The organism is Streptomyces sp. NBC_01283 (genome assembly GCF_041435335.1).
Taxonomy (GTDB): domain Bacteria; phylum Actinomycetota; class Actinomycetes; order Streptomycetales; family Streptomycetaceae; genus Streptomyces.
In genome coordinates this window covers 8314135-8340327 of the sequence record NZ_CP108430.1, presented here as the reverse complement: position 1 = coordinate 8340327, position 26193 = coordinate 8314135, and the positions used below count along the sequence as shown (strand labels likewise).

Annotated in this window: 25 protein-coding genes; 16 read left to right on the top strand and 9 right to left on the bottom strand. The window is 71.0% G+C overall.

Annotated features, from left to right (window positions below):
* Positions 1–80 precede the first annotated feature (80 nt).
* Entirely contained in the window at positions 81–254 is a 174-nt protein-coding gene (locus OG302_RS37805) for a DUF1272 domain-containing protein (protein ID WP_371530969.1), read from the top strand.
* 76 nt (positions 255–330) lie between these two features.
* Here OG302_RS37805 and OG302_RS37800 read toward each other — a convergent pair whose 3' ends face one another.
* Genes OG302_RS37800 through OG302_RS37775 form a run of 6 tightly spaced genes read right to left on the bottom strand, consistent with a single transcriptional unit; the run spans position 331 to position 7732 of the window.
* Positions 331–2187: a gamma-glutamyltransferase family protein gene (locus tag OG302_RS37800; RefSeq protein WP_371530967.1), complete on the bottom strand. Its 1857-nt coding sequence runs from the start codon at positions 2185–2187 to the stop codon at positions 331–333.
* An 11-nt stretch (positions 2188–2198) separates the two neighbouring features.
* Positions 2199–3269, bottom strand: a complete 1071-nt coding sequence (locus OG302_RS37795) for an ABC transporter ATP-binding protein (protein ID WP_371750355.1) — start codon at positions 3267–3269, stop codon at positions 2199–2201.
* Positions 3269–4294 carry an ABC transporter ATP-binding protein gene (locus tag OG302_RS37790; protein ID WP_371530965.1) on the bottom strand — a complete coding sequence of 342 codons (1026 nt, stop codon included), beginning with the start codon at positions 4292–4294 and terminating at the stop codon, positions 3269–3271. Before OG302_RS37790 ends, OG302_RS37795 begins: the two co-directional genes overlap by 1 nt.
* A complete protein-coding gene (locus OG302_RS37785; RefSeq protein ID WP_371750354.1) occupies positions 4291–5163 on the bottom strand; it encodes an ABC transporter permease in 873 nt (290 codons plus the stop codon). Before OG302_RS37785 ends, OG302_RS37790 begins: the two co-directional genes overlap by 4 nt.
* 8 nt (positions 5164–5171) lie before the next feature.
* Complete coding sequence (locus OG302_RS37780) at positions 5172–6125, bottom strand: ABC transporter permease (RefSeq protein ID WP_371530963.1); 954 nt, start codon at positions 6123–6125, stop codon at positions 5172–5174.
* Positions 6122–7732: an ABC transporter substrate-binding protein gene (locus tag OG302_RS37775; RefSeq protein WP_371530961.1), complete on the bottom strand. Its 1611-nt coding sequence runs from the start codon at positions 7730–7732 to the stop codon at positions 6122–6124. Before OG302_RS37775 ends, OG302_RS37780 begins: the two co-directional genes overlap by 4 nt.
* A gap of 326 nt (positions 7733–8058) precedes the next feature.
* Between OG302_RS37775 and OG302_RS37770 the strand changes: the two genes are divergently transcribed.
* From OG302_RS37770 to OG302_RS37760, 3 genes are all read left to right on the top strand, one after another.
* A complete protein-coding gene (locus tag OG302_RS37770; RefSeq protein ID WP_361839890.1) occupies positions 8059–8472 on the top strand; it encodes a VOC family protein in 414 nt (137 codons plus the stop codon).
* Between the two features lie 132 nt (positions 8473–8604).
* Positions 8605–10131 carry an MFS transporter gene (locus OG302_RS37765; protein ID WP_371530959.1) on the top strand — a complete coding sequence of 509 codons (1527 nt, stop codon included), beginning with the start codon at positions 8605–8607 and terminating at the stop codon, positions 10129–10131.
* A 13-nt stretch (positions 10132–10144) separates the two neighbouring features.
* A complete protein-coding gene (locus OG302_RS37760; protein ID WP_371530957.1) occupies positions 10145–11665 on the top strand; it encodes an MFS transporter in 1521 nt (506 codons plus the stop codon).
* Positions 11666–11697: 32 nt separating this feature from the next.
* Here the strand turns inward: OG302_RS37760 and OG302_RS37755 are convergent, their stop codons facing one another.
* Positions 11698–12177 carry a GNAT family N-acetyltransferase gene (locus OG302_RS37755; protein ID WP_371530955.1) on the bottom strand — a complete coding sequence of 160 codons (480 nt, stop codon included), beginning with the start codon at positions 12175–12177 and terminating at the stop codon, positions 11698–11700.
* Between the two features lie 225 nt (positions 12178–12402).
* Between OG302_RS37755 and hemC the strand changes: the two genes are divergently transcribed.
* Positions 12403–13338 (top strand): hydroxymethylbilane synthase, encoded by a 936-nt coding sequence (gene hemC / locus OG302_RS37750; protein WP_371530953.1) that lies wholly within the window; start codon positions 12403–12405, stop codon positions 13336–13338.
* Positions 13339–13372: 34 nt separating this feature from the next.
* Here the strand turns inward: hemC and OG302_RS37745 are convergent, their stop codons facing one another.
* Complete coding sequence (locus OG302_RS37745; protein WP_371530951.1) at positions 13373–14131, bottom strand: DeoR/GlpR family DNA-binding transcription regulator; 759 nt, start codon at positions 14129–14131, stop codon at positions 13373–13375.
* A 268-nt stretch (positions 14132–14399) separates the two neighbouring features.
* Here OG302_RS37745 and OG302_RS37740 point away from each other — a divergent pair, with 268 nt between their 5' ends.
* The 10 genes from OG302_RS37740 to OG302_RS37695 all read left to right on the top strand — a co-directional run bounded on the left by OG302_RS37740 (position 14400) and on the right by OG302_RS37695 (position 24358).
* Complete coding sequence (locus OG302_RS37740) at positions 14400–15215, top strand: endo alpha-1,4 polygalactosaminidase (protein ID WP_371530948.1); 816 nt, start codon at positions 14400–14402, stop codon at positions 15213–15215.
* A gap of 150 nt (positions 15216–15365) precedes the next feature.
* Positions 15366–16694, top strand: coding sequence for an ABC transporter substrate-binding protein (locus OG302_RS37735; RefSeq protein WP_371530946.1), 1329 nt, complete (start codon positions 15366–15368; stop codon positions 16692–16694).
* A gap of 8 nt (positions 16695–16702) precedes the next feature.
* Positions 16703–17653 carry a carbohydrate ABC transporter permease gene (locus tag OG302_RS37730; protein WP_371530944.1) on the top strand — a complete coding sequence of 317 codons (951 nt, stop codon included), beginning with the start codon at positions 16703–16705 and terminating at the stop codon, positions 17651–17653.
* Positions 17653–18543, top strand: coding sequence for a carbohydrate ABC transporter permease (locus OG302_RS37725; protein ID WP_371530942.1), 891 nt, complete (start codon positions 17653–17655; stop codon positions 18541–18543). The genes OG302_RS37730 and OG302_RS37725 overlap by 1 nt, the downstream gene beginning before the upstream one ends.
* Before the next feature lie 87 nt (positions 18544–18630).
* Positions 18631–19587, top strand: coding sequence for a carbohydrate kinase family protein (locus tag OG302_RS37720; protein WP_371530940.1), 957 nt, complete (start codon positions 18631–18633; stop codon positions 19585–19587).
* Positions 19584–20906, top strand: a complete 1323-nt coding sequence (locus tag OG302_RS37715; protein WP_371530938.1) for an alpha-glucosidase/alpha-galactosidase — start codon at positions 19584–19586, stop codon at positions 20904–20906. Before OG302_RS37720 ends, OG302_RS37715 begins: the two co-directional genes overlap by 4 nt.
* A gap of 71 nt (positions 20907–20977) precedes the next feature.
* On the top strand, positions 20978–21856 hold the full coding sequence (locus OG302_RS37710; protein ID WP_371530936.1) for an SIS domain-containing protein: 879 nt from the start codon (positions 20978–20980) through the stop codon (positions 21854–21856).
* A 184-nt stretch (positions 21857–22040) separates the two neighbouring features.
* Positions 22041–22901 (top strand): endo alpha-1,4 polygalactosaminidase, encoded by an 861-nt coding sequence (locus OG302_RS37705; protein WP_371530934.1) that lies wholly within the window; start codon positions 22041–22043, stop codon positions 22899–22901.
* 188 nt (positions 22902–23089) lie between these two features.
* Positions 23090–23674: a hypothetical protein gene (locus tag OG302_RS37700; protein ID WP_371530932.1), complete on the top strand. Its 585-nt coding sequence runs from the start codon at positions 23090–23092 to the stop codon at positions 23672–23674.
* 69 nt (positions 23675–23743) lie between these two features.
* The gene (locus OG302_RS37695) at positions 23744–24358 is read left to right on the top strand and encodes a hypothetical protein (protein WP_371530930.1); all 615 of its coding nucleotides are present in this window, start codon (positions 23744–23746) and stop codon (positions 24356–24358) included.
* Positions 24359–24710: 352 nt separating this feature from the next.
* On the opposite strand, the gene arsM is transcribed toward OG302_RS37695, so the two are convergent.
* A complete protein-coding gene (gene arsM, locus OG302_RS37690) occupies positions 24711–25610 on the bottom strand; it encodes an arsenite methyltransferase (RefSeq protein WP_371530928.1) in 900 nt (299 codons plus the stop codon).
* Positions 25611–25719: 109 nt separating this feature from the next.
* Here arsM and OG302_RS37685 point away from each other — a divergent pair, with 109 nt between their 5' ends.
* Positions 25720–26121 carry an ArsR/SmtB family transcription factor gene (locus OG302_RS37685; RefSeq protein ID WP_371530927.1) on the top strand — a complete coding sequence of 134 codons (402 nt, stop codon included), beginning with the start codon at positions 25720–25722 and terminating at the stop codon, positions 26119–26121.
* The last annotated feature ends 72 nt before the right edge of the window (positions 26122–26193 follow it).

Below are 26193 nucleotides of genomic sequence, written 5' to 3'. Positions count from 1 at the left end.
GCGTTGGCCGTCCGCCCTGCTTCCAAGACCGGGACCGCCGCCGAGGATGAAGCTCCGAAGAGTCCAGTCCAGGGGGAACGATGGCGTTGGAGATGCGGGACCGATGCGAGAAGGCGGCCCTGCCCCTCGACGCGCCGGCGCGTATCTGCTCCTACGAGTGCACGTTCTGCGAGCCGTGCGCCCTCAGCATGCGGCATGTCTGCCCGAACTGTGGCGGCGAGCTGGTGCGCCGCCCCACTCGCGCATCGGCGTGACGGCACCGCGGGGCTGAGGGGCACGCACCCCGGGGAGGCTCCGGCCGTGTTCGGCCGGAGCCTTTTCGCGTCGGTCTCACCGCCCCACGGCGTACCCCTGCATCCCCCGCGGGTTGGCCGCCGCCGAGAGCACCCCGGTCCGCGGGTCCCGCGCCACCGCGCACAACCGCCCCTCCGACCAGGGCTCGCCGACCGTCACGTCGTGCCCGCGCCGCCGCAGCTCCTCGATGACCGCCTCGTCCATGCGGGACTCGACCGTGACGTTCCCCGGGCGCATGCCGCGCGGGTAGAAGGAGCCGGGGAAGCTGTCGTTGTGCCAGTTGGGGGCGTCGATGGCGCCCTGGAGGTCGAGGCCTCCGCGGACGGAATCACGCAGTGCCACCGCCAGGAAGAAGTGCACCTGCCACTGGTCCTGCTGGTCCCCGCCGGGCGTGCCGAACGCCATCACCGGTACGCCGTCCCTGAGGGCGAGGGACGGTGTCAGCGTCGTGCGCGGACGGCGGCCCGGCGTGAGGGAGTTGGGTAGGCCCTCCTCCAGCCACGCCATCTGGAGGCGCGTGCCGAGCGGGAAGCCCAGCTCGGGGACGACCGGGTTGGACTGCAGCCAGCCGCCGCTTGGCGTGGCCGCGACCATGTTGCCCCAGCGGTCGACGATGTCCAGGTGGCAGGTGTCGCCGCGGGTCGCGCCGTCCGCCGAGACGGCCGGTTCGCCGGGCACCGGTGAGGTGCCGCTCTTGGCGACGGTCGGCTCTCCGGCGCCCGCTCCGGGCAGGCCGAGCGCGTCGAAGCCGGGCTCGCCCGCGGCGACGGCGCTCGCGTGGGCGGAGAGCTTCGCGGTGCGCCCGCCGGGGCTTCCGGGGCGCAGGTCGTGCGAGGCCTTGTCGTCGATGAGCGTCCGCCGCTCGTCGTTGTAGGCCGCGGACAGCAGGTCGGCGACAGGGACCGTGCCGGCGCCGTCCGCGTCGCCGTACCAGGCCTCGCGGTCGGCCATGGCCAGCTTGCAGCCCTCGATCAGCAGGTGGACGTAGTCGGCCGAGCCGTACGCGGGCAGGTCCGCGAGCGCCGAGGGGAGCACGGCCAACTGCTGGAGGAAGGCCGGGCCCTGACTCCAGCCGCCCGCCTTGCACAGCGTCCAGCCGTTCCAGTCGTACGTCGCGGGGGCCTCGTAGGTCGCCTCCCAGCCGGCGAGATCGGCGGCCGTCAGCGTTCCGGTGTGGCGGGTTCCGCTGGTGTCCATCGTGGGGACGGCAGCCTGGCGTATCAGCGCCTCGGCGATGAACCCTTCGCTCCAGATCTTCCGCGCGGCCTCGATCTGCTCGGTGCGCGAACCGGTGCCGGCCTCCTCGATCACGCGGCGCCAGGTCGCGGCGAGCGCCGGGTTGCGCAGGAGCTCTCCGGGACGGGGGGACTGGCCGCCCGGCAGATAGACCTCGGCCGACGAGGGCCATTCGGTCTCGAAGAGTTCGCGCACCGTCTCGACGGTCTCGCCCACGCGCTCCACGGGTGCGTGGCCGTCCTCGGCGTATCCGATGGCGTACTTGAGAACATCGGCGAGGGACTTCGTCCCGTGGTCGCGCAGAAGCACCATCCACGCGTCGAAGGCGCCCGGCACGGCGGCCGCGAGCGGCCCGGTGCCCGGCACCAGGTCGAGGCCGAGGGAGCGGTAGTGCGCGACGGTCGCTCCGGCGGGTGCGACCCCCTGCCCGCACAGGACGCTTACCTCTCCGTCGGCGGGGGCCACGATGATCGGCACCTCACCCGCCGGGCCGTTGAGGTGCGGCTCGACGAGGTGCAGGACGAAACCGGCGGCGACCGCCGCGTCGTAGGCGTTGCCGCCGTCCTCCAGGACGGCCATCGCGGACTGCGAGGCGAGCCAGTGGGTGGAGGAGACCATGCCGAAGGTGCCCTGGAGAGTCGGCCTAGTGGTGAACAAGAGAGCTGCTCCTAGCGTGCGGTGCGGGTACTGGGGATCGTACGGAGGGTCGGGGCGGCGGCAGCGTCCGGAGCCGTGCCGTCGTCCGCGACCAGGTGGCAGGAGACCTCGCGTCGGCCGTCTCCGCTTCCGGGGAGTTCGCGCAGCTCGGGCACCTCGGTACGGCAGCGGTCCACGGCCAGCGGGCAGCGCGTGTGGAAGCGGCATCCGGGCGGCGGGGCGAGCGGGCTGGGCAGTTCGCCGCTGAGGACGATGCGCTCGCGGGTGCGCTGGAGTGCCGGATCGGGCACGGGCGCGGCGGAGAGCAGCGCCTGGGTGTACGGGTGCTTGGGGTCGGCGAACAGCTCGGCGGTCGGTGCCTGTTCGACGATCTGGCCGAGATACATGACCGCGATGCGGTCGGCGAGGAACTCCACTGCGGCCAGGTCGTGCGTGATGAACAGGCACCCGAAGCCGCGGTCGCGCTGAAGATCGGCCAGCAGATTGAGGACCGAGGCCTGGACGGAGACGTCGAGCGCCGATGTGGGTTCGTCGGCCACCAGGAGGTCCGGGTCGACGGAGAGCGCGCGGGCGATGGAGATGCGCTGGCGCTGTCCGCCGGAGAGTTCGTGCGGATGCCGGTCGGCGTGCTCGGGGCGCAGGCCGACCTGGCCGAGGAGTTCGGCGATACGTGCGCGTGCCGCGTCGCCCTTGGCGATGCCGTGCAGACGCAGGGGTTCGGCGATGATCTGCCCGACGGTCATGCGCGGGTCGAGCGAGGACGAGGGGTCCTGGAAGACGAGGTGGAAGTCCTTGCGCAGCGGGCGCAGGGCGCGCCGCGAAAGGCGGGTCACATCGGTGCCGTTGATACGGACGGTGCCACCGGTGGGTTCGTCGAGCCGCACGGCGCACCGCCCCACCGTGGACTTGCCGCTCCCCGACTCCCCCACGAGGCCCACGACTTCGCCTTTGCCGACGGTGAGCGTGACGCCGTCGGCGGCTCGTACGATGCCGCCGGGGCTGGCGAAGTGCCTTTCCAGGCCGCGCAGTTCAAGAACGGTGGCCGCGTGGCCGTCCGGCGTACGCGGTGGCTGCGTGGGGATCACTGTCCGGCCTCCTGTGGGGTGGGCGTGAGCACGGCGGCGTCCTGCGGGTGCCAGCAGGCCGCACGGTGGGCGGCATCGGCCCCGGCGTCGCGGGAGACCGCCTTGAAGCCGGGCCTGCCCGTCGTGCACCGGTCGTCGGCGTGCGCGCAGCGCGGGGCGAAGGTGCAGGCGTCGGGTTGCGCGTCGAGGCTCGGCACCAGGCCGGGGATCTCGGGCAGCCGCCGCTTGCCCTCGCCGCCGGGGCGGAGGACCGCGCCCAGCAGGCCGCGGGTGTACGGGTGGCGCGGCTCGGCGAACAGCTCGTGCACCGGGGCCTGTTCGACCGGGCGGCCCGCGTACATGACCAGAACGCGGTCGGCGGCGTCGGCCACCACGCCCAGATCGTGGGTGATCAGGACGATCGCGGTGCCGAGCCGTTCCCGCAGGGACTGCAGGACTTCGAGGATGCCCGCCTGGACAGTGACGTCGAGCGCGGTGGTCGGCTCGTCGGCGATGAGGACCGACGGGTCACAGGCGACCGCGATGGCGATCATGACGCGTTGCCGCATGCCGCCGCTGAGCTGGTGGGGGTACTCGTCGACGCGCTGGGCGGGGGCGGGGATGCCCACCAGGTCGAGGAGTTCGACGGCACGCGCGCGTGCCTCCTTCTTCGACAGGCCCTGGTGGCGCCGGAGCACCTCGCCTATCTGCCGGCCGATGGTCAGGACGGGGTTGAGGGAGGTCATCGGCTCCTGGAAGATCATCGCGATGTCCTTGCCGCGGACCCGCCCGAGCTCCTTCTCGCTCGCTCCGGCGATCTCGCGCCCGCCGAGCCTGATCGATCCCTCGATGTGCGCGGTGGGCGGCAGGAGGCCCATCACGGCCATCGCCGTCACGGACTTGCCGCAGCCCGACTCGCCTACCACCGCCAGCACTTCGCCCGGTGAGACGTCGTACGAGAGATGGTCGACGGCGTGCACCGTGCGGGTGTCGGAGCGGAAGGAGACCGACAGGTCGCGCACGCTCAGTACGGGGTGGGTCATCGGGTGGCTCCTCGGGGGTCGAGGACGTCCCGCAGGCCGTCGCCGAGCAGATTGAACGCCAGGGTGGCCGCGACGACCGCGAGTCCGGGGAAGACCGCCATCCACGGTGCGGGCGCGAGGAAGGACTGGGCGCCGGAGAGCATCACGCCGAGGGACGCCTCCGGTGGCTGCACCCCGAGGCCGAGGAAGCTGAGCAGTGCCTCGCCGATGATCGCGGCGGGGATGCCGACGGTCGCCTGAACGGTCAGTGCGGAGGTGGCGTTGGGCAGGATGTGCCGGAAGAGGACGGTGGCGTCGCCGCCTCCGTTGGCGACGGCGGCGGCCACGTAGTCGACGTGCCGCAGCCGTAGTGTCTCGGCGCGGGTGATGCGGATGACGGCCGGGATCTGCGAGATCCCGATCGCGATGGTCGCGTTGGTGAGCGAGGGGCCGAGCACCGCGGCGAGCCCGACGGCGAGCACCAGGAAGGGAAAAGCCAGCATCGTGTCGGTGAGCCGCGAGACCACACTGTCGGTGAACTTGCCGTAGTAGCCCGCGAGCAGGCCGAGCGGCACACCGACGACGAACGCGAGCACCACCGCCACCACGCCCACCTGCATGGATGCCCGCGCCCCGTACACGACTCGGGAGAGCTGGTCGCGGCCCAAATCGTCCGTGCCGAGCCAGTGCGACCAGCCGGGTGCGGCAAGGGCGTTGGCGAAGTCGGGTCGTGCGGGGTCGTACGGAGCGACCAGCGGCGCGAAGAGCGCGGCGAGGACGAACACGGAGGCGATGATGCCGCCGGTCATGGCGAGCCGGTTCTTGCGCAGGGCGCGCAGCTTGCCGCTGTCCGCGCCGGCGGAACGTATCCGCCCGAGTGTGCTGAGCACCGCTGTCGTCACCGGGCACCTCCGAGCCGGATGCGCGGGTCGATGACCGAATACGCCACGTCGACCAGCAGGTTGATGAGGATGTACGCGGCGGAGGTGCACAGCACCACGCCTTGCAGGGTCGCGTAGTCGCGGGTGAAGACGGCGTCGATGGTGAGCTTGCCGAAGCCGGGCAGGACGAAGATCTGCTCGGTGACGACGGCGCCCGAGATGAGGTGGCCGAGCTGGAGTCCGAGCACGGTCACGACGGTGACCAGGGAGTTGCGCAACGCGTGCCCGCCGATGATCTCCCGCCGGGAGAGGCCCTTGGCCCGCGCGGTGCGTACGTAGTCGGCGGAGAGCGAGTCGAGCATCGCCGCCCGCGTCTGGCGCATCACGACGGCCGCGAGCCCGGAGCCGAGGACGATCGCGGGCAGCACCATGCGGCGCAGGTTGTCGAGCGGATCGGTGCCGAAGGGCACGTATCCGGAGGCGGAGAAGACCGGGACGGCGATGGCGAAGCCGAGGACCAGGACCATGCCGAGCCAGAAGGTGGGGACGGAGAGCCCCAGCAGGGCGAGGGCGTTGGCGAGCCACTCCTCGGGCCTTCCGCGCCGCACGGCGGCGACGATGCCCGCGCCGATGCCGACGACGACCGCCAACAGCAGGGAGAGGGTGGCCAGTTCGAGGGTGATGGGCAGCGCGGCGGTGATCGCGTCGGAGACGGGGAGGCCGGTGCGGGAGGAGGTCCCGAGGTCTCCGGTGATCGCGTGCCCGATGAAGCGCCCGTACTGGACGACGATGTTGTCGTTCAGGCCGTAGCTCTCGCGGATGGCGGCGAGCGCCTCGGGGCTGCGCTCCTCACCGGCGAGGGCGAGCGCCGGGTCGCCGGGCAGCGCCCGGATGCCCGCGAAGACGACCATGCTGACGAGGACGAGCGTGATGAGGGACTGGCGGACGCGGGTGAGCAGATAGGACGTCATCGGGCGTACCCCGCAGCCGTGACGCGGACCAGGCCGTCTCCGTAGACGCGGACTCCCGCGACGTCCTTGCCGGTGACGATGTAGTTCTTCTGGCGGTATAGGTAGATGAGCCCGCGCCGCTTCTGTGCGTGTCGCGTCAACTCGTCGTATATCTTGGCTCGTTCGTCCGGGTCGGCCTCGGCGCGCCCGCGCTCGACGAGCCGGTCGATGGCCGGGTCCGAGAGCCCGTAGGCGTTCATCGCGCCGCGCGTCTGGAGGAAGCTGGCGATGTTGCCGTCCGGGTCGAGCCGCCCCGACCAGCCGCTGGTGAAGGCGTCGTAGTGTCCGGAGTCGGTCTCTTCGAGCATCGTGGCGTACTCGGTGGGGCGCAGCGTGACCGCGAACCCCGCCTCCTTGGCCATGGCCTGCACGACCTGCCCGAGGCGGCTGGATTCAGGCGTAGTGGAGACCTTCAGCTCGATGCTCACCGGCGTTTTCACCCCGGCCTCCCGCAGGAGCTTCTTGGCCGTGGCCACGTCCCGCTGGGGGCACTGGGACGCCTTGACGCCCGGGGCGATGGCCGACTCGGGCGAGACGGGGCCGCAGGCGGGCTCGTACATGCCCTGGAAGACGACCTTGTTGATGAGGTCGCGGTCGATGGCGAGCTCGAAGGCCTCGCGGACGCGCGGTTCACGCGCGAGGGGCGTGTCGACGCGGCCGGGCTTCTCGCCGAGGCCCTTCACGTTCCCTACGTTGAAGCCGATGCCCTGATAGCCGAGCGAGGGCGAGTTGAAGAGCTGCAGACCGGGCTCGGTGAGCGCGCTGCGCACGTCGACGGGGGTCATCTGGTCGCCGACCTGGATGTCTCCGGAACGCAGGTTGGCAAGCCGGACGTTGCCGTCGGGTATCGGCTTGTAGATCACCTTGTCGAGGTGGACCTGGTCGGCCGCGTAGTAGTTCGAGTCCTTGGCGAGCACGATGCGGTCGCCGCCGACGCGTTCCACGTACTTGAACGGGCCCACGCAGGAGGGGTGGTTGGTGAAGTTCTTGCCGTACTTCTTGAGGGCGACGGGTGACATCACCATGCCGGAGCGGTCCGCGAGGACGGCCGTGAGAGGCACGTAGGCCTGCTTGAGCGTGAGCTCCACCGTGTACGGTCCGGTCGCCTTCGCCCCGGCGAGCGGGGCGAGTTCGGTGGCGCGCGCCGAGCCCGCGAGGTCGCGGTGGCGCAGCAGCGAGGTGACGGCGGCGTCCGCGTCAAGCCTGGTGCCGTCGCTGAACCTCAGGCCCTTGCGCAGGCCGAAGGTGACGGTGCGGCCGCCCTTCGACGTCTTGGGCAGGGCGGTGGCGAGCTGCGGGATCACGGCCCCGTGCTCGTCGATGTCGTAGAGCTTCTCGCACATCCCGGCGAAGACGGTGCGGCCCACGAGGGTCTGCGCCAGGGTCGGATCGAGCTTGTCCGGGTCGGCGTTGAGGGCGACGGTCAGGGTGCCGCCGTCCCGCACGGGTCGGTCGTCGGTCATGCGCTCACCGCCGACCTCGGTGGCCGAGGACTGCAAGGAGCCGCAGCCCGCCGTCAGGGACATCACCAGGGCAACTGCCGTGAGGGCAACCGCTTTTCGGCGCACGGGTAGGTACCTCCGCCAGGGTGGTTCCGGGCTGATCGTGGACGATCAAGGAATACGGCAGAACGTATTTCGCATACAGTCCGCACACAAGAGGCCCGTCCGGATGCCGGACCGGATTTGATGAAGATTGAATAACCAGGCGCGACAAACAGCCGGGGGCGCCATTGAGCGGACATTCGGCGGACTTTCCGTCCATCGGCGGGCTTTCCGTCCATCAGGGGACGACGCGCCGCGGGCCGGAAGCGGATCGTCTCGCCGGGCCGTTGTCAGTGCGCCGCGCTAGTCTCCGCGCATCTGACCGTTCCACCCCGTTCCGGGAGGTTTTCATGGTCTCGCGCCTCAACCCGTATCTCAGCTTCGGCGGCGATGCCCGCCAGGCCCTTGAGTTCTACAAGGAGGTCTTCGGCGGCGATCTCGCGCTCAACACCTTCGGCGAAGCCGGCCAGCAGGGCACCCCGTCCGCCGACAACATCATGCACGGCATGCTGGAGGCGCCGAACGGCTTCACCCTGATGGGCGCCGACACCCCGCCGGGCATGGACCACACCCCGGGCAACAACTTCTCGGTGAGCCTCAGCGGGGACGACGACGCCGAGCTCCGCGGCTACTGGGAGAAGCTGTCCGCCGGCGGCTCGGTGGCCGTGCCGCTGGAGAAGCAGATGTGGGGCGACGTGTTCGGCATGTGCACGGACCGCTTCGGCATCCCCTGGATGGTCAACATCAGCCAGCCGCAGAGCTGACCGGCCACCCACGGCGCGGCGGGGCCGGACGGGTCCCAGCAGGCCTCGCCGCGCCCCGGTCGCGGGCTCTGAGCAGCACGTCTACGGTGTGACGGGGATGTCTTGTGTGGCGGGGGACGTCTGGAGGCACCGATGGACCGCTCGCCCGCGCCCGAGCCCTTCGAGGCGCTGCAGACCGCAGGATCGTCCGCCTCCGCTCCCCCGCATCCGAGCGGCGGAAGCCATGAACACCGCTGGCTGATCCTCGGCGTCGTCGGCATCGCCCAGCTCATGGTGGTCCTCGACGCGACCATCGTGAACATCGCGCTGCCCTCCGCCCAGCAGGACCTCGGGTTCAGCGACGGCAACCGCCAGTGGATCGTCACCGCGTACGCACTCGCCTTCGGAAGCCTGCTGCTCCTCGGTGGGCGCATCGCCGACCTGGTGGGCCGCAAGCTGGTCTTCCTCGCCGGGCTCGCCGGTTTCGCGCTCGCCTCGGCCCTCGGCGGCGCGGCGACCAGCTTCACCATGCTGGTGGTCGCGCGCGCCCTGCAGGGCGTGTTCGGCGCGCTCCTCGCGCCCGCCGCGCTGTCCCTGCTCACCACGACGTTCACCGACCCCAAGGAACGCGCGAAGGCGTTCGGCATCTACGGCGCCATCGCGGGCGCGGGCGGCGCGGTCGGACTGCTCCTGGGCGGCGTCCTGACCGAGTATCTGGACTGGCGCTGGTGCCTGTACGTGAACCTGATCTTCGCGGTGTTCGCCATGCTGGGCGGCGCCCGGCTGCTGCACGGCGGCAGGCCCGTGGACCGGCCGAAACTGGACGTCCCCGGCACCTTGCTGGTCTCCGCGGGCCTGTTCTGCATCGTCTACGGCTTCTCGAACGCCGAGACGCACGCCTGGGGCGACGTCCGGACCTGGGGCTTCCTGGTCGTCGGCGCCGTCCTGGTGGCGGCCTTCGCCTGGTGGCAGACGCGGGCCGCGCATCCACTGCTCCCGCTGCGGGTCGTGCTCGACCGGGACCGCGGGGCGTCGTTCCTCGCGATGTTCATCTCCGGCGCGGGCATGTTCGGTGTCTTCCTGTTCCTGACGTACTACCTCCAGCAGATCCTCGGCTACACACCGGTCAAGACCGGGCTCGCGTTCCTGCCGATGGTCGCCGTGATGGTGGTGATCTCCGTCGTCACGACCAACGTGCTCGTACCGCGGTTCGGCCCCATGCCGATCGTGCCGCTCGGCATGGGGCTCGCTGCGGCCGCGATGGCCTGGCTCACCGCCCTCGACGTGCACAGCGGTTACGCGGCACACGTGCTGCCGCCGCTGCTCGTCGCCGGTCTCGGTCTCGGCCTGGTCTTCGCGCCGGCGATGAGCATGGCGACCGCGGGCGTCGCCGCGCATGACGCGGGCGTGGCGTCGGCGATGGTCAACACCAGCCAGCAGGTGGGCGGTTCGATCGGCACAGCCCTCCTCAACTCCCTCGCCACGAGCGCCGCGGCCAATTACCTCGTGGGCAAGCAGCCGACGCCCCAGGTGAAGGCCCAGTCCGCGATGGAGAGTTATTCGACCGCCTATACATGGTCGGCCATCTTCTTCGCGGTCGGGCTGATCGTTACGGTCGTGCTGTACCGCAGGGGAGCCCCGGTCCACTCCGAGGCGGACGGCGGCGCGGTACACATGTAGGACGGGAGGGGCGATGGCAACGGCATCCGAGGCTTCACCGACAAAGGACGCGGACGGCGGCGTCGCGCTGGCGTCGGCGCGGGGCCGCTGGGTGCTCGCCTGCGCCGTCCTCGCGTCCGGCATGGCGATGCTGGACGGCACGGTGGTGAACGTCGCCCTGCCCACTCTCGGCCGCGACCTGGACACGTCGATCGCGTCCCTGCAGTGGGTCGTCAACTCCTACATGCTCACGCTCTCCTCGCTGCTGCTGCTCGGCGGGGCGCTCGGCGACCGCATCGGACGACGGCGCACCCTGGTCATCGGCGTCGTGTGGTTCGCCGTCGCCTCGGCCCTGTGCGGGCTCGCACAGGACGCGGGGATGCTCATCGCGGCGCGGGCGTTGCAGGGCATCGGCGGCGCGCTCCTGACGCCGGGCTCGCTCGCCCTGGTGCGCACGTCGTTCCGGCCGCAGGACCAGGCACGTGCGGTGGGCGCCTGGTCGGGGCTCGGCGGGGTCGCGGGCGCGGTGGGGCCGTTCCTGGGCGGCTGGCTGATCGACGGGCCCGGCTGGCGGTGGATCTTCCTGATCAATGTGCCGCTGGCGGCGCTCGTGCTCTTCGCGGTCCGCCATGTGCCGGAGAGCCGGGCCGAAGGCGCCGCGGACAAGCCGTTCGACGTGACGGGGGCGTGCCTGGCGGCGCTGTTCCTGGCGGGCATCAGCTTCGCGCTGATCGGCGCCGCGGGGGACTCGTCGAGGGCGGCCGCGGTCCTGCCGGGGCTCGGCGGGCTCGCGGCGGGTCTCGCCTTCGTCATGGTGGAGCGCCGCCGCCGCAACCCGATGCTGCCGCTCTCCCTCTTCCGCTCCCGCCTGTTCAGCGCGGCCAACGTCATGACGCTGTGCCTGTACGCGGCCATCGGCGGGCTCTTGTTCATGCTGCCGGTGCAGTTGCAGACGACGCTGGGCTACGACGCGCTGCAGGCGGGCACGGCGACGCTGCCGATCACGGTCATGATGCTGCTGCTCTCGGCGTCGGCGGGCGATCTGTCGCGGCGGATCGGCCCCACGGTGCCGCTGGTCGCGGGCCCGTTGATCGCGGCCGCCGGGGCGCTCCTGATGCTGCGGATCGAGCCCGGCGCCGCGTACGCCACGGAGGTCCTGCCCGCGGTGGTGGTGCTCGGCCTGGGGATGAGCCTGTTCGTGGCCCCGCTGACGGCGACGGTCCTTGCCTCGGTGGACGCGGGGCGCGCGGGTCTTGCGAGCGGCGTCAACAACACCGCGGCGCGGGTGGCCCAGATGCTCGTCGTCGCCGCACTGCCCCTAGCCGTGGGCCTGTCCGGTACGGCGTACGCGGATCCGGACCCGCTGAACACGGCGTTCGGGAAGGCTGCCGTGGGCTGCGCGGGTCTGTTCGTCCTGGCGGCGGCAGCGGCGGCGGTCTTCATCCGCCCGCGGCCCGCTTCCTGGCACGAGGACGCGGGGAACAAGCCGCGCTGCAAGTCCCATCTGGGCGTCAACGCACCGCCGTTGGAGCCGGGCAAGGACTGCGCGGGATGAGGACGAGGGCAGGGTGAGGGTGGCTGTGGCCCTCAGGCCAGCGCGTCGGGTGCGTCGCGTACGAACAGCGTGACCGACACGCTCTCCTCGAAGCCGTTGCGCCGCATCAGCGCGGCGGACGCGGTGTTGCGCGACTCGACATCGGTCACCACGGCGGTGGCACCGGCGGCGGTCAGCGTCGCGCAGCAGGCCTGCACCAGATGGCTGGCGACGCCCTGCCCCTGATAGGCGGGGGCGATGGCGATCCACTCCAGGTTCCCCCAGTCCGTACGCTGGTCGAACCCCATCGAGCCGAGGACGAAACCGGCGAGGGCGTCGCCGTCGAGCGCCACCCAGCACGAGGAGGCATCGGCGTCCAGGTGCCGGGCGATCGCCGAGAGCGACCAGGACGTGTACGGCTTCACCGAGGTGTCGTACAGCTCACGCCCCAGGGCGAGGACGTCGGCCAGATGGGTGGCAGCCATCCGTTCGAGGGCGATCGGGGACCGCTGGTGGGCGGCTGCGGCTGACATGGGACCTCCCGGGTGGCGGACGCCGGGACCTGCGCGGGTGCGGGACGGTGACCGGCTGCTTCTCACGCTATGAGGGGCCGGGGCGTCGCGCACGCCAGGACTCACGCCGGGACGCGGCCGGGGCGAACGTCAGAACGTACGCAAGGGGCGGCCGCCGCCGAGTCCCTTGCCGAACCCGAGGAGCCTTTTGGCGGACTGCTGTTGCGACCGCCTATCGTGGTGCGCATGTCCGCTCCTGAGCTGATCCGCATCGTCTCCCGTTCCTCCCCCATGGCGCTGGCCCAGGTGGAGCGAGTCCGCGCCGAACTCGCCGCGCTGCACCCCGGGATCCGCACCGAGGTCGTGCCGGTCACGACCTCGGGTGACAAGTGGATGGGGGACCTCGCGAAGCTCGGCGGCAAGGGTGCCTTCACCAAGGAGGTAGACGCGGCGCTGCTCGCCGGTGAGGCGGATCTCGCGGTGCACTGCGTCAAGGACGTGCCTGCGGACCGGCCGCTCCCGGCGGGCACCACCTTCGCCGCGTTCCTCAAGCGGGACGACATCCGCGACGCGCTCATCCACCCCGGCGGGCGCACACTGGACGAGCTGCCCGCGGGCACCCGCATCGGCACGTCCTCGGTGCGCCGCATCGCGCAACTGGCGGCGTCCCACCCGGAGTTGGAATGCGTGCCGATGCGCGGCAACGCCGGGCGCCGGATGGAGAAGCTGGCCGCGGGCGACGCGGACGCGCTGCTGCTCGCGGTGTCGGGGCTCGAGCGCATCGACCGGATGGACGTGGTCACCGAGGTCCTTTCGGTGGAGACGATGTGCCCGCCGATCGGCGCGGGGATCCTGGCCCTGCAGTGCCGCGAGGAGGACACGGAGACCATCGACGCCGTGTCGGGCCTCGGGGACCCCGAGGCCTGGCGGGAGGCCACCGCCGAGCGCATGTTCCTGCACGTCCTGCAGGGGCACTGCAACTCCCCCATCGCCGGGTACGCCCGCTGCGAGCGGGGCGGCGACCTCTCGCTGCGCGCCCGGGTGTTCACCCCGGACGGCAAGACGGTCCTCAACGCCCACGAGTGGGCCGGGCCGCTCGACCCGGCGACGCTCGGCACGTCCGTTGCGGTCACGCTCCTTCGTCAGGGCGCGCGCGAGCTGATCGACTCCATCGCGCACTGACCCCGCTCGGCCGACCATGATCAGACGGCCGTGATCAGACGACCGTGACCCGCACGCCGTCGGCGGCGATGGCGTCGAGCTCACCCCCGGGCGCCCCGCCGTCGGTGACGAGGGTGTGCACGCCGGCCGTCGGGCAGATCCTGGCGAACGTCGCCCTGCCGATCTTCGTGTGGTCGGCGACCACGACGGTGCGACTGCTGTGGCCCGCGAAGGCACGGTCGGTGGCGGCCTCCAGCTGATCGTGCGTGGTGCACCCGTGGACGGCGCTGATGCCGTCCACGCCGAGGAACGCGATGTCCGTGTGGTGGTCGGCGAGGGTCTTCTCCGCGATGGGGCCCACCAGTTCGTAGCTCTCGCTGCGGGCGGTGCCGCCGACCACGATCAGCGTGACGGTCGGGCGCAGGACGAGGGCCGCCGCGATGTTCACGGCGTTGGTGACGATCGTGACGGGGCCGCGGTCGGCGAGCAGCCGGGCCACCTCCGTGGTGGTGCTGCCGCCGGTGAGACCCACCACCGCACCGGCGGGCACCAGTCCGGCGGCTGCCTGCGCGATGGCCTGCTTCTGCGGGGAGCGCTGATCGATCCGGTGCTGGAGCGGCACCTCGATGCTCAGACCGCCGAGGACCGCGCCGCCGTGCGTGCGCTCGAGCAGCCGCTGGTCGCTCAACTGGCGCAGGTCGCGGCGCACGGTGGCCTGCGACACCCCGAGCAGCCGGGACAACTGCGTGACGTCCGCGCTGCCCTGGGCGGCGACATGCTCAAGTATCCGCGCATGGCGGTCGCTTCTCAGCACGGGGCGAGCATAGCCCCCGTACACCGTTACGAGCAGACTCCCGCAGAAATACTGCGCGTTTCTGCGCGACTGCGCCAAGTGCTCCTCAGTCCCTTTCCCTTGACATGACCGAAACTGCTCGCTTAACTCCCTGGCACGCCGATGCCGAGCACTCGGCGCAGAGGTACGCCTAGCCGGTAGTTGGCCTTGGCCATGAGCCCGGACTGAGTCGCCAGGACCCTTCCGTGTCCGAGGCGGGGACGTGCCCTCAGACATCTGGAGCTCTGAGATGAGCCTCAATCGTGTTCTGCGCAGGGGTGTCGCCGCGTCCGCGGCGCTCACGGCCACCGTGGCCGCCTGCCTGCTCGTCCCGTCCACGGCATCCGGCGCGACCGCCGCCGAGCTGCCACCGGCTCACGCCGGGTTCGACTACCAGATCGGCGGCTCGTACACGCCGCCCGCCGGGGTCGGGACCGTCAGCCGGGACCGGACGGCAGACCCCGCACCCGGCCTGTACAACATCTGCTACCTCAACGCCTTCCAGGTCCAGCCGGGGGCCGAGGGGGACTGGGACCCCGACCTGCTGCTGCGGGACGCCGACGGCGAGGTCGTGTACGACGGCGACTGGGGCGAGGCCGTCCTGGACATCCGCACCGCCGGCAAGCGCGAGCGGATCGCCGCCAAGGTCGGCGGCTGGATCGACGGCTGTGCCGACAAGGGCTTCCAGGCGGTCGAGCCGGACAACTACGACACCTTCACCCGCTTCCCGGACCTGCTGACGGCCGACCAGGCCATGTCCTACGTCTCGCTGCTCTCCGCACACGCCCACCGACAGGGCCTGGCCGCCGCGCAGAAGAACACTCCCCAGCTGGCCGGTGAGCGCGAACGGACCGGGCTCGACTTCGCCGTCGCCGAGGAGTGCGGCGCGTACGACGAGTGCGGCGACTACACCGCCGCGTTCGGCGACGACGTCCTGGTCATCGAGTACACGGACGACGGTCTGCGCAAGGCCTGCGCGGGCTTCGGCGACCGGCTGAGCATCGTGCGCCGCGACGTCGGTGTGTCGCCCGCGGGCGGCGACGGATACGTCCGCCGTACCTGCTGATCCGAGGCCCTTCCCGGCCTCCGCTCCGCGCGGGGTTCCCCCGCGCGGGGTTCGCCCGGAGTCGGGCCTACCGCTTCACCTCCCTGCCATGGACGTTCCGTCCCATGGACCTTCCGCGCCGCAGGCGCACCCGATTCCCTGGAGGCAGTGATGACCGCAGGACCCCGAGCGCCGGGAGGCCCCTCGCGGCGCGGCGTGCTGCGCGCGGGCGGCGCGGCGGCGATCGTGGCGGGCGGTGGCACGCTGGCGGGCTGCGGCACGGGGCCCGCCGACGGGGTCGGCCCCGACGGCCGGGTGACCATCCAGCTGTGGCACGGCCAGACGGACACCGCCGCGAAGGTCATCAAGGGGCTGGTCGCCCGCTTCCAGGCCGCCCATCCGGACATCCGCGTCGACATGGGCGGCGGCGTGCTCGCCGACGCCATGCTGCAGAAGATCACCGCCGCGCTCGCCGCGGGCTCGTACCCCGATATCGCCTACGTCTTCGGCTCCGACCTGGCCAGCGTCGCCCGGAGCCCCGAGGTGGTCGACCTGACCGACCACGTGCGCGAGGGGCCGACACCGTGGCGCAACTTCTGGGCCCCGGCCCGGCAGGCCGTCACCATCAACGGCCGGGTCCGTGCGATGCCCGCGCTCCTGGACTGCCTCGCCGTGGTCTGCAACAAGAAGCTGTTCGCCGAGGCCGGACTCGATCTGCCCGAACCGGGCTGGACCTGGGACGAGTTCACCGACACGGCGCGCCGCCTGACCGATGCCGGCAAGGGGCGCTTCGGCACCGGCTGGCCCGGCACCGGCGACGAGGACACCGTGTGGCGGATGTGGCCGATGGTGTGGGACCTGGGCGGCGACGTGATCGCCGACGACGGGCACGGCATCGGCTTCGCGAAGGAGGGCGTACGCGCACTGGAGGTCGTACGGGACCTGGTGCGCGACAAGAGCGTCTACGTCGACCCCAAGCCCGGCAGCGAGCAGATGTACCAGGTCTTCCTTTCCGGGCGGATGGGCATGGTGCCCACCGGCCCCTGGCAGCTTCCGGACATCACCCAGGCCAAGGTCGATTACCACGTGGTGCCCCTGCCCAGCTTCAGCCGCCGCCCCGTGACCATCTCCGGACCCGACACCTGGACGGTGTTCGACAACGGCACGGCCCGGAAGAGGGCCGCCCGCACCTTCGTCACCTGGCTCAACCAGCCGGGGCCGGACAGCCGGTGGGCCGTCGAGGCGGGCAGCCTGCCGCTGAGCCGCCGCAGCCAGGACCGCCCGGCCTGGCGCGAGCACGCCGCCGACATGCCCGGCCTGCCGGTGTTCACCGACGCGGTCACCTCGGCGCGGGTGCGCCCCGTGCACGCCGCCTACCCCCGCGTCTCCCAGTCCCTCGGGCAGGCGGTCGTCTCCGTCCTGCTCGGCCGCAAGAGCCCCGCCGACGCGGTGCGCACGTGCGCCGAAGAAGCCAACGCCGCCCTGCTGATACCGCGTTGAGGACCGACATGCCGCCACTTCCCCGCCCCCTGACCCTGTCCCCGGACGCCTCCGGCCAACGCGCCCTGCGCCGCCGGCGCCGCAGCGAGACCGTCACCGCCTGGGCCTTCATCTCCCCCGCGGTGCTTGTCATCCTCGGCCTGAGCGTCCTGCCGGTCGTCTGGTCGCTGCTGCTGTCATTCCAGGCCAACGACCTCGTCACGCCCAGCCGTTGGGTCGGCCTCGACAACTACCGGGCGCTGTCCCAGGACCCGCATTTCAGCCAGGCCGTGCGCAACACCCTGCTCTACACCGTCCTGTACGTGCCCTTGAGCATCGTCATCGGACTCGCACTCGCCCTGGCGCTGAACCGGCGGATTCGCTTCGTCGGCCTGTACCGCACCTTGTTCTTCGTGCCGTTCGTCATCTCGGCGACCGCCCAGGGCGTGCTGTTCTCGTTCATCCTCGACCCCGAGTTCGGGGCGGCCAACTCCGTCCTCCACCATCTGGGGATCTCGCCGCAGGGCTTCCTCACCGACTCGTCGCAGGCGCTGTTCGTGCTGGTCGCCATCACGCTGTGGAGCGGCACCGGGCTGTGCACCGTCATCTACCTGGCCGCGTTGCAGGACGTCGATCAGTCACTGATCGAGGCGGCCCGCCTGGACGGCGCGGGGCGACGGCACCTGCTGCGGCACGTGACGCTGCCCGCGCTCTCCCCGGTCAGCGTGTTTCTGCTGCTGTGGCAGACCATCCAGGCCCTTCAGGTCTTCGACCTGGTCTATGTGACGACCAAGGGCGGACCACTCGGCTCGACCACGGTGATCGTCTACTTCATCTGGGAGCAGGCGTTCAAGAACTTCACCGCCGGGTACGGCGCCGCGGCCGCCTACGTCCTGGCGCTCGCCCTGTTCGTCGTGGCCGTCGTGCTGCGCGTGGTCCGTGGCCGTGAGCGCACCCTTCGTACGAAAGCAGCCGCCTGATGACCGCGACCACCACCGTACCCAAGGCCACCGCACGCCGGGCCACCGAGCCCGCCGCTCTGCGCCGGCGCCGCTTCCGGCTGGCCTTCAGCGCCTGGCACGTGCTCCTCGCCCCGCTGGCGCTGCTCTTCGCCGTGCCGTTGATCTGGCTGCTGCTCAGCTCGGTGATGACCAACGCGGAGATCAACCGTTTCCCGCCCGCGCTGTGGCCTTCCGGCATCGATCTGGGCGGCTACCGCTATGTGCTGGGCAACGCCATGTTCCCTCGCTGGCTGCTGAACTCGGCGATCGTCTCCGCCGTCGCCGTCGCCTCCAACCTCGTCTTCGGCGCGCTCGGCGGCTACGCGTTCGCGCGGATGCGCTTTCGCGGCTCACGGGCGCTGCTCGTGCTGATGCTGGCCACGATGGCGGTTCCGTTCCAGCTGACGATGATCCCCACCTTCCTGGTCATGAAGAAGCTGGGCCTCATCGACACCCTGGGCGCGCTGATCGTGCCCTCCCTCGTCACGCCGTTCGCGGTGTTCCTGCTGCGGCAGTTCTTCCTCTCCCTGCCCAGGGAGCTGGAGGAGGCCGCCTGGATCGACGGCTGTTCGAGGCTGCGGGTCCTCTGGTCGATCGTGCTTCCGCTGGCGCGGCCCGCGCTGGCCACGGTGGCGGTACTGACCTTTCTCACCACGTGGAACGACCTGACCTGGCCGCTGATCGCGATCAACCACGACACCCAGTACACGCTGCAGCTGGGTCTCACCACCTTCCAGGGGCAGCACCACACGCGCTGGTCCGCGGTGATGGCGGGCAACGTGCTCACCGTCCTTCCGGTGCTGGTCGCGTTCCTCTTCGCGCAGAAGGCCTTCATCCGCTCGGTCACCTCCAGCGGCCTGAAGGGCTGACCCTCCCCGCTTTCCTCGCTCCTCCCCTCCCCTCCCCTCCCCTCCCCTCTCCTCCCTCCTGTCTCCAGTACGACCCGAAGGAACTCGATGCCACCCTCGTACGACCTACTCGTCATCGGGGACGCCAATCCCGATGTGATCGTGGGCCCGCTGACCGGACCGCTCGCTTTCGGCCAGCGCGAACAGCTCGTCGACGCGGGGTCACTCACCCTCGGCGGCTCGGCCGCGATCATGGCGTGCGGGGCCGCGCGCCTGGGCCTGAAGGTGGCCTTCGCCGGCCGTGTCGGCGACGACGAGGCCGGGCGCTACATGCGCGACGCGCTCAACGCCCGCGGCGTCGACACCCAGGCCCTGCGGGTGGACGCCTCCCGGCCGACCCCGCTCACCGTCGTGCTCACCCAGGGCGACGACCGCGCCATCCTCACCTCTCCGGGCACCCTGACCGCCGTCAGCGGCGACGATGTCCCCGCGGAGCTCCTCGCCGACACCCGGCACGTCCACGCCGCCTCGTACTTCCTGCAGCCCCGGCTTGCCGCCGACCTGCCCCGGCTGCTGCGCACCGCCCGCTGGCACGGCGCGAGCACGTCGCTCGACACCCAGGACGACCCCTCGGGGCGATGGGACCCGGCAGCCCTCGACGCCGTCCTCGGCGAGACCGACATCCTGCTGCCCAACGCCCAGGAGGCCCTGCACCTGGCCGGACTGCCGGCCGGCACCCCGCAGCGAGCGGCCGAACTCCTCGCCGCTCGCGTCCCGTTGGTGGCCGTCAAGAACGGCGCCGATGGCGCCCTGTGCCACAACGGCCACACGCTCCTGACCGCTCCGGGCCTTCCCTCGGCCCCCGTCGACACCGTAGGCGCCGGAGACAGCTTCGACGCCGGGTTCATCGCCGCTCTCCTCGATGAACGGCCCCCGTACGAGGCACTGCTGTTCGCCGTCGCCTGCGGGTCGCTGTCCACCCGCGCGCGCGGCGGCACCCCGGCCCAGCCCACGCGGGACGAAGTCCTCGCCCACACCACCCCGAGCGGAGCGCACGCCTCATGACCCACCCCAAGATCGCCTTCATCGGCGCCGGCAGCGTCGTCTTCACCCAAGGCCTGCTGGCCGACCTCTTCGCCTTCCCCGAGCTGAAGGGCGCCCACATAGCCCTGCACGACATCGACGCCGAACGCCTGACCACGGCACAGGCCGCGGCCGACTACATCTCCGGACACCTCGGCGCGCACGCCACCGTCACCAGCCACGCCGACCGGCGCGAGGCCCTGGCGGGCGCGGACTTCGTCATCAACATCGTGCAGGTCGGCATGGGCGAGGCCACCCGCACCGACTTCGAGATCCCGGCCCGCCACGGCCTGCGCCAGACCATCGGCGACACCCTCGGCGTCGGCGGCATCTTCCGTGCGCTGCGTACCTTCCCGCTCCTGAAGGCACTCGGCGAGGACATCGCGGAGCTGTGCCCCGACGCCTGGCTCCTGAACTACACCAACCCCATGGCCATGAACATCCAGTACCTGACCCGGGCGACCGGCCTGACCAAAGTGGTGGGCCTGTGCCACTCGGTGTACTGGACCATGCGGGACCTGGCCGAACTCGTGGACGTCCCGTACGAGGAAATCACCTACCGGGCGGCGGGCGTCAACCACCAGGCGTGGGTGCTGCGGTTCGAGCACCAGGGCCGTGACCTCTACCCCCGGCTCGACGAACTGATCGCTCAGGACGCGCAGTTGAGGCGCCGTGTCCGCGTCGACATGTACCGGCGGCTCGGCTACTACCCCACCGAGACCAGCGAGCACTCCTCCGAGTACGTCCCCTGGTACCTGCACCACGACAGCGAGATCGAGCGCCTGCGCCTGCCGGTCGGCGCCTACCTCGGCATCGTCGACGAGAACGTGGCCGCCTACCACCACACCCGTGACGCCCTGGCCGCCGGTGAACCGCTCACCGTCGAGGGCACCATGGAGTACGCCCCGCAGATCATCCACAGCATCGTGACCGGCACCCCGCGGACCGTCTACGGCAACGTCCCCAACCACGGCCTGATCGACAACCTCCCCGACCACGGGGTGGTCGAGGTGCCCTGCCTCGTCGACGCCTCCGGCATCCAGCCCACCCGCGCGGGCTCCCTGCCCCCGCAGCTGGCGGCACTCAACCGCACCTACCTCAGCATGAACGACCTGGTGGTCCGCGCCGCCCTCGACGACGAGCCCCGCCACATCCGGCACGCGGCGATGACCGATCCGGCCACCGCGGCGGCCCTGACCGTCGAGCAGATCTGGCGGCTGTGCGACGACATGGTCGCCGCCCACTCGGCCCGTCTGCAGCCGTCCCTGCGGCGCCTGCTGGGCGACCGAACGATCCACTGACCGGTTCTCCGACCAACCGATCCGGCTCCCCCGAATCGATCCGGCTCCCCCGAACAGAGAAAGCACCCTCCATGTCGCTCACACGCCAGGAAATCGACACTCAGCCGCAGTGCTGGGAGTACGCGCTGAAGCAACTCCCCGAGTACGCACAGGCGTTGCCCGCCAAGGGTGAGCGGGTCGCCGTGATCGGCTGCGGTACGTCGCTGTTCATGGCCCAGGCCTACGCCCACCTGCGCGAGGACCTGGGGCACGGACCCACCGACGCGTTCCCCGCCTCCGCGGCCCGGCTGCACCGCCCGTACGACCGCGTCCTTGCCCTGACCCGCTCCGGCACCACCACCGAGATCCTCACCGCCCTCGGGACGGCCCTCCCCACCACACGGATCACCACCCTCACGGCGGTGCCGCGGTCGCCCGCCGCGGCCGCCGCCGACGACGTGATCATCCTCGACCACGCCGACGAGCAGTCCGTGGTGCAGACGCGCTATCCGACCACGCAACTGGCGCTGATGCTGGCCCACTTGGGCCACGACCTCGACCGGGCGCTGACCGACGTGTCCACGGCGCTGAGCGCACCGCTGGATCCGCAGCTGATCGCGGCCGAGCAGATCACCTTCCTCGGGGAGGGCTGGCATACCGGGCTCGCGCACGAGGCGGCGCTCAAGGTGCGGGAGGCGGCGGCCCATTGGACCGAGTCCTACTCGGCGATGGAGTACCGCCATGGTCCCATCGCGGTGGCCGGCCCCGGACGTGCGGTCTGGAGCCTGTCCCCGCTGCCGACGGAGCTCGCCGCCCAGATCGAGGCCACCGGCGCGTACCTCCGGAGCCCGGTGCTCGACCCTCTCGCGGAACTGGTACTCGCCCAGCGGCTGGCCGTGCGGCTCGCCGAGGACGCGGGGCGCGACCCGGACCGGCCGGCGCATCTGACCCGCTCGGTCGTCCTGGCCTGACCGTCGCCCTCACTCGGCCTGGCGCCTGGATTCCGGGGGCTCGGCCGACGTACGTAAGATCGACATCGCGTCACATTTCGATACTTCGACACTTCGATACTTCGACACAAGGACGGGCTGCTCCCGGGCCCGTCCTTGGTCGGCGGAGTCCTTCGCCGGCCATCGCCCCGAACGAAAGCCTCCGATGCACCGCCCGTACCGCCCGTACCACCTGTTCCGCTCGCGCCCGGGCCGGCTGGCCGCCTGTGCCGCCGCCCTTCTCCTGGCCACCGCCTGCTCCACCGACGACGGCAAGGATGCCCCGGCCACGGACCGGTCGGACACCGTGCGCGCACCGGAGGCCGACGCCGTCTTCGACTACCAGCTCGGCGGCCCCTACTCGCCCGCCGACGCCGTAGAGGCGGTCTCCCGCGACCGCTCCGCCAAGCCCGCCAAGGGCCTGTACAACGTGTGCTACGTCAACGCCTTCCAGGCCCAGCCAGGCGACGCCATCGCCTGGTGGAAGAAGAAGCACCCCGACCTGCTCCTGAAGGACGACGGCGGCTCCCTGGTGATCGACGACGACTGGGAGGAGCCGCTCCTGGACATCTCTGCACCTGGCAAGCGCCGCGAGCTGATGAACATCGTCGGCCCGTGGATCGACGGCTGCGCGAAGTCGGGCTACGACGCCGTCGAGCCGGACAACCTGGACTCGTACGAGCGCTCCGACGACCTGCTCACGCCCAAGCATGCCGCCGCCTTCGCCAAGTTGCTGGCCGAGCGGGCCCACAGCCGCGGCCTGGCCATCGCCCAGAAGAACACCACCGACCTCCTTCCTGATCGCGGCCGCATCGGCTTCGACTTCGCCGTCGTCGAGGAGTGCGCGGCGTACAAGGAGTGCGGCGACTTCGCCGACGCCTACGACGACAAGGTCTTCGCCGTCGAGTACACGCGCAAGGACTACCGCAACGCCTGCGACGCCTGGGCCGATCGCCTCTCGATCACCCTGCGCGACCGCGACGTCAGCCCCGAGGGAACGAAGGGGTACGTCTTCGCGCAGTGCTGACCGCCCGGCGAACGGTTGCCCGCTCCTGCCCGTTTCCCCCCTCGCCGTGTCCGAAGAGGGCTTTCGCGGTGCCCGAGTCTCCTCAACTCCCCGTACCCGCAATGGAATTCGAGATTCCATCCACGGGTATGGACCGGAGCCACTACACAGGAAGGTGATGTGCCCACGCCAGAAATGGAGGTATCCGTATGGCGATACGGAACAAGCACCGCAACCGTTTGACGGGGGCCGTGCTGGCCCTCACCACGGGCCTGGTCTGCACCGTCTCGGCGCAGTCGGCCGGGGCCGACGAACCGTCCGACGCTGGACCCGCAGCGCGGCACTGCGTTCTGGACGCGTCCACCGGTGAGCGGGCCTGCTTCGGCACGTTCACCGAAGCGATGGACCGGGCCACCGACGGACGCGTTACCGACGCACCGGCCACCCCACGGGCCGCCGCCACCTCGTCCGCGTTCCGAGCGGAGACCGAGGCCGAGGCCAAAGCCGGGGACGTCATCCAGGGAACGTTCTTCAGCGATCCCGGCTTCTCGGGTGACACGCTCACCATCAGCGGTCCCTCGCTGTGCGAGAAGGACGGCTGGGTCAACTGGCAGTACGACCTCGGCGACGACTGGAAGAACCGCATCTCCTCAGTCCAGCCCTGGGGCAACTGCGCGATCTGGCTCTACCCGGAGCCCGATCTCGGCGGCGACCGCGACGGGCCGTTCGACGAGAACACCGCCGATGTCGGCCAGATGATGAACGACCGCACGCAGTCGATCGGCTTCAGCTAGACCGTTTCCGCGGTCCAGCGCCCGCCGTACCCCCCACCAGCTACACCTTCCCCCCACTGGAGATCACACATGATCACCCGTACCCGTCTGACCGTCCTGATGGCGGCGATGGCCACCGCGGGCGGCCTCGCCCTCGCGCCCGCCGCGCAGGCCGACGAAGAGCCCCCCACCATCCGCGAACTGCTCGACAAGTGCGACAACGGCACCGACTCGTGCGTCTTCCACCCCGACGGCCCCGGCACCGATTCGATGGGCGAGGCGCACCAGGTGGGTGACAGCGCCTACAACTGCACGCAGGACCTCCAGCGTTCGAGCATCTCCTGGGCCGACACGACCGGCGAGTCCAACAGCGTCGGAGTCTCGCTCAGCGCGGAGTACGGCTTCGCCGAGGTCTTCAAGGTGAGCATCGAGACCTCGTACGGGCACACCTGGGAAAGCTCGCACACCGAGACCGACACGACCAACGTCGACGTCCGCCCCGGTGAGGTCGGCTGGGTCACACGTGAGTCGCAGTTGCAGCGCGTCAAGGGCACCTACGAGCTGCACTTCGAGGACAAGTTCCACGGGCACTACATCTGGTACGCCCCCTTCGACGCGACCGGCCCCAAGCCGGACGCACCGAGCACCAAGACACAGCACACCCGCCCCATGACGGAGCAGGAGAAGTCCGAACACTGCGCCTGACGCACGCCGCCCCCACCCCGCACGAGGAGCCCTCAGCCAGGGAGGTGGCTGAGGGCCCGACGATGCTGCACTGACCATCGACAGCGTGTAGTTGAGGCTCGTCTCGTCCGACGACTCAGCCGTCTCGATGACCGGCCCGGACGCGTCGTCGTGCGGCACCCACGGCGGACAGTAGGGCAGTGGCTGCCGAAGAAGCCCACACCCCTGGCTGCTGGCGACTGACGCTGCTGCCCCTATGGCCTCCGCGTGACTCCAGCGCAAGGCCGGTACTTCGCCTCGGAACCGTACGCCTGGTCTCCCGGCGGTCGGCCAGGGCGGGCCGGGCCGAGTCTCCAGCAGCCGATGGCAGGGCTCAGTTCGTGCAGGCGCAGCCGGAAGCCGTCTTGGCCTCGCTGGCCGTGATCCCTGGGGTGGTGGTCTGTTCCGCGGGGGTGCAACAGGCGGTGACTCCACAGCAGGCCTCGGCGGGCGCGTCGGTCCGCCCGGCATCTTGCCGGGTGGCGGTGGTGGGTTTGGTGGCGCGGACGATGGCGGAGTGCATGCCGTCGGCGACCGCGTGGGTGGGGGTGATGTCGATGTCGGTGAACCCCGCGGCCTCCAGGCCCGCGCGGTATTCGGCGAAGGAGAGGGCGCCTGCGATGCAGCCGACGTAGTCGCCGCGCTCGGCGCGCTGCGCGGGGGGCAGCTCGTCGTCGGCGACGACGTCGGAGACGCCGACGCGGCCGCCGGGCGTGAGGATGCGGAAGGTCTCGGCGAAGACGGCGGACTTGTCGGTGGACAGGTTGATGACGCAGTTGGAGATGACGACATCGATGGTGTCGGCGGGCAGCGGGATCGCCTCGATGGTGCCCTTGAGGAACTCGACGTTGGTGGCGCCCGCCTTGCGCTGGTTCTCAAGGGCGAGGGCGAGCATCTCCTCGGTCATGTCCAGTCCGTAGGCCTTGCCGGTGGGGCCGACGCGGCGGGCGGACAGCAGGACGTCGATGCCACCGCCGGAGCCGAGGTCCAGGACCCGGTCGCCTTCGTTCAGTTCGGCGACCGCGATGGGGTTGCCGCAGCCGAGCGAGGCGGCGACGGCTTCGGCCGGCAGGGCGGCGCGTTCGTCGGCGGCGTAGAGGGTGGAGCCGAAGTTCTCGTCGACCTCGATGGCCTGCGGCCCGCAGCAGGCGGTGCCGCCCTCGGTGACCTGGACGGCGGCCGCGGCATAACGCCGGCGGACGGTCTCACGCAGGTCGGTGTCCTGTTCGCTCATGACGTTGACTCCTCGGTGACTGGGTCGGCGGTCCCGGCCCTGACGCTGCTACATTGATGTTCTTCGATGCAACCTTGCGCCCTGAATCGAATGATGTCAATATAGAAGAATGTCAAAACAAGAGCTCGTGGTGCTCGGGCAGGACGCCGAGGGGTGCTGCCCGACGCTGCTCGGCGCCCCGCTGGACGAGGACCAGGCCGCCGAGCTGGCGCCGGTCTTCAAGGCCCTGGGCGACCCGGTGCGGCTACGGCTGCTGTCGATGATCGCCTCGCGCGATGGCGGTGAGATCTGCGTGTGCGACCTGACCCCGGCCTTCGACCTGTCGCAGCCGACGATCTCTCATCACCTCAAGCTGCTGAAGCAGGCCGGTCTGATCGCCTCCGAGCGTCGGGGGACGTGGGTGTATTACCGGTTGCTGCCGGAGAAGACGGACCGGCTGGCCGCGATCCTGACGCGCCCGGACACCCAGTCCTCCCCGTCCCGTGACGAGTCGGTCGGGGCCGCAACGTGAGCGAGGGATCGGCTTCCCCGTCGGGGTCGGTGACCGGACGGCTGTCACTGGTGGACCGCTACCTGGCGGTGT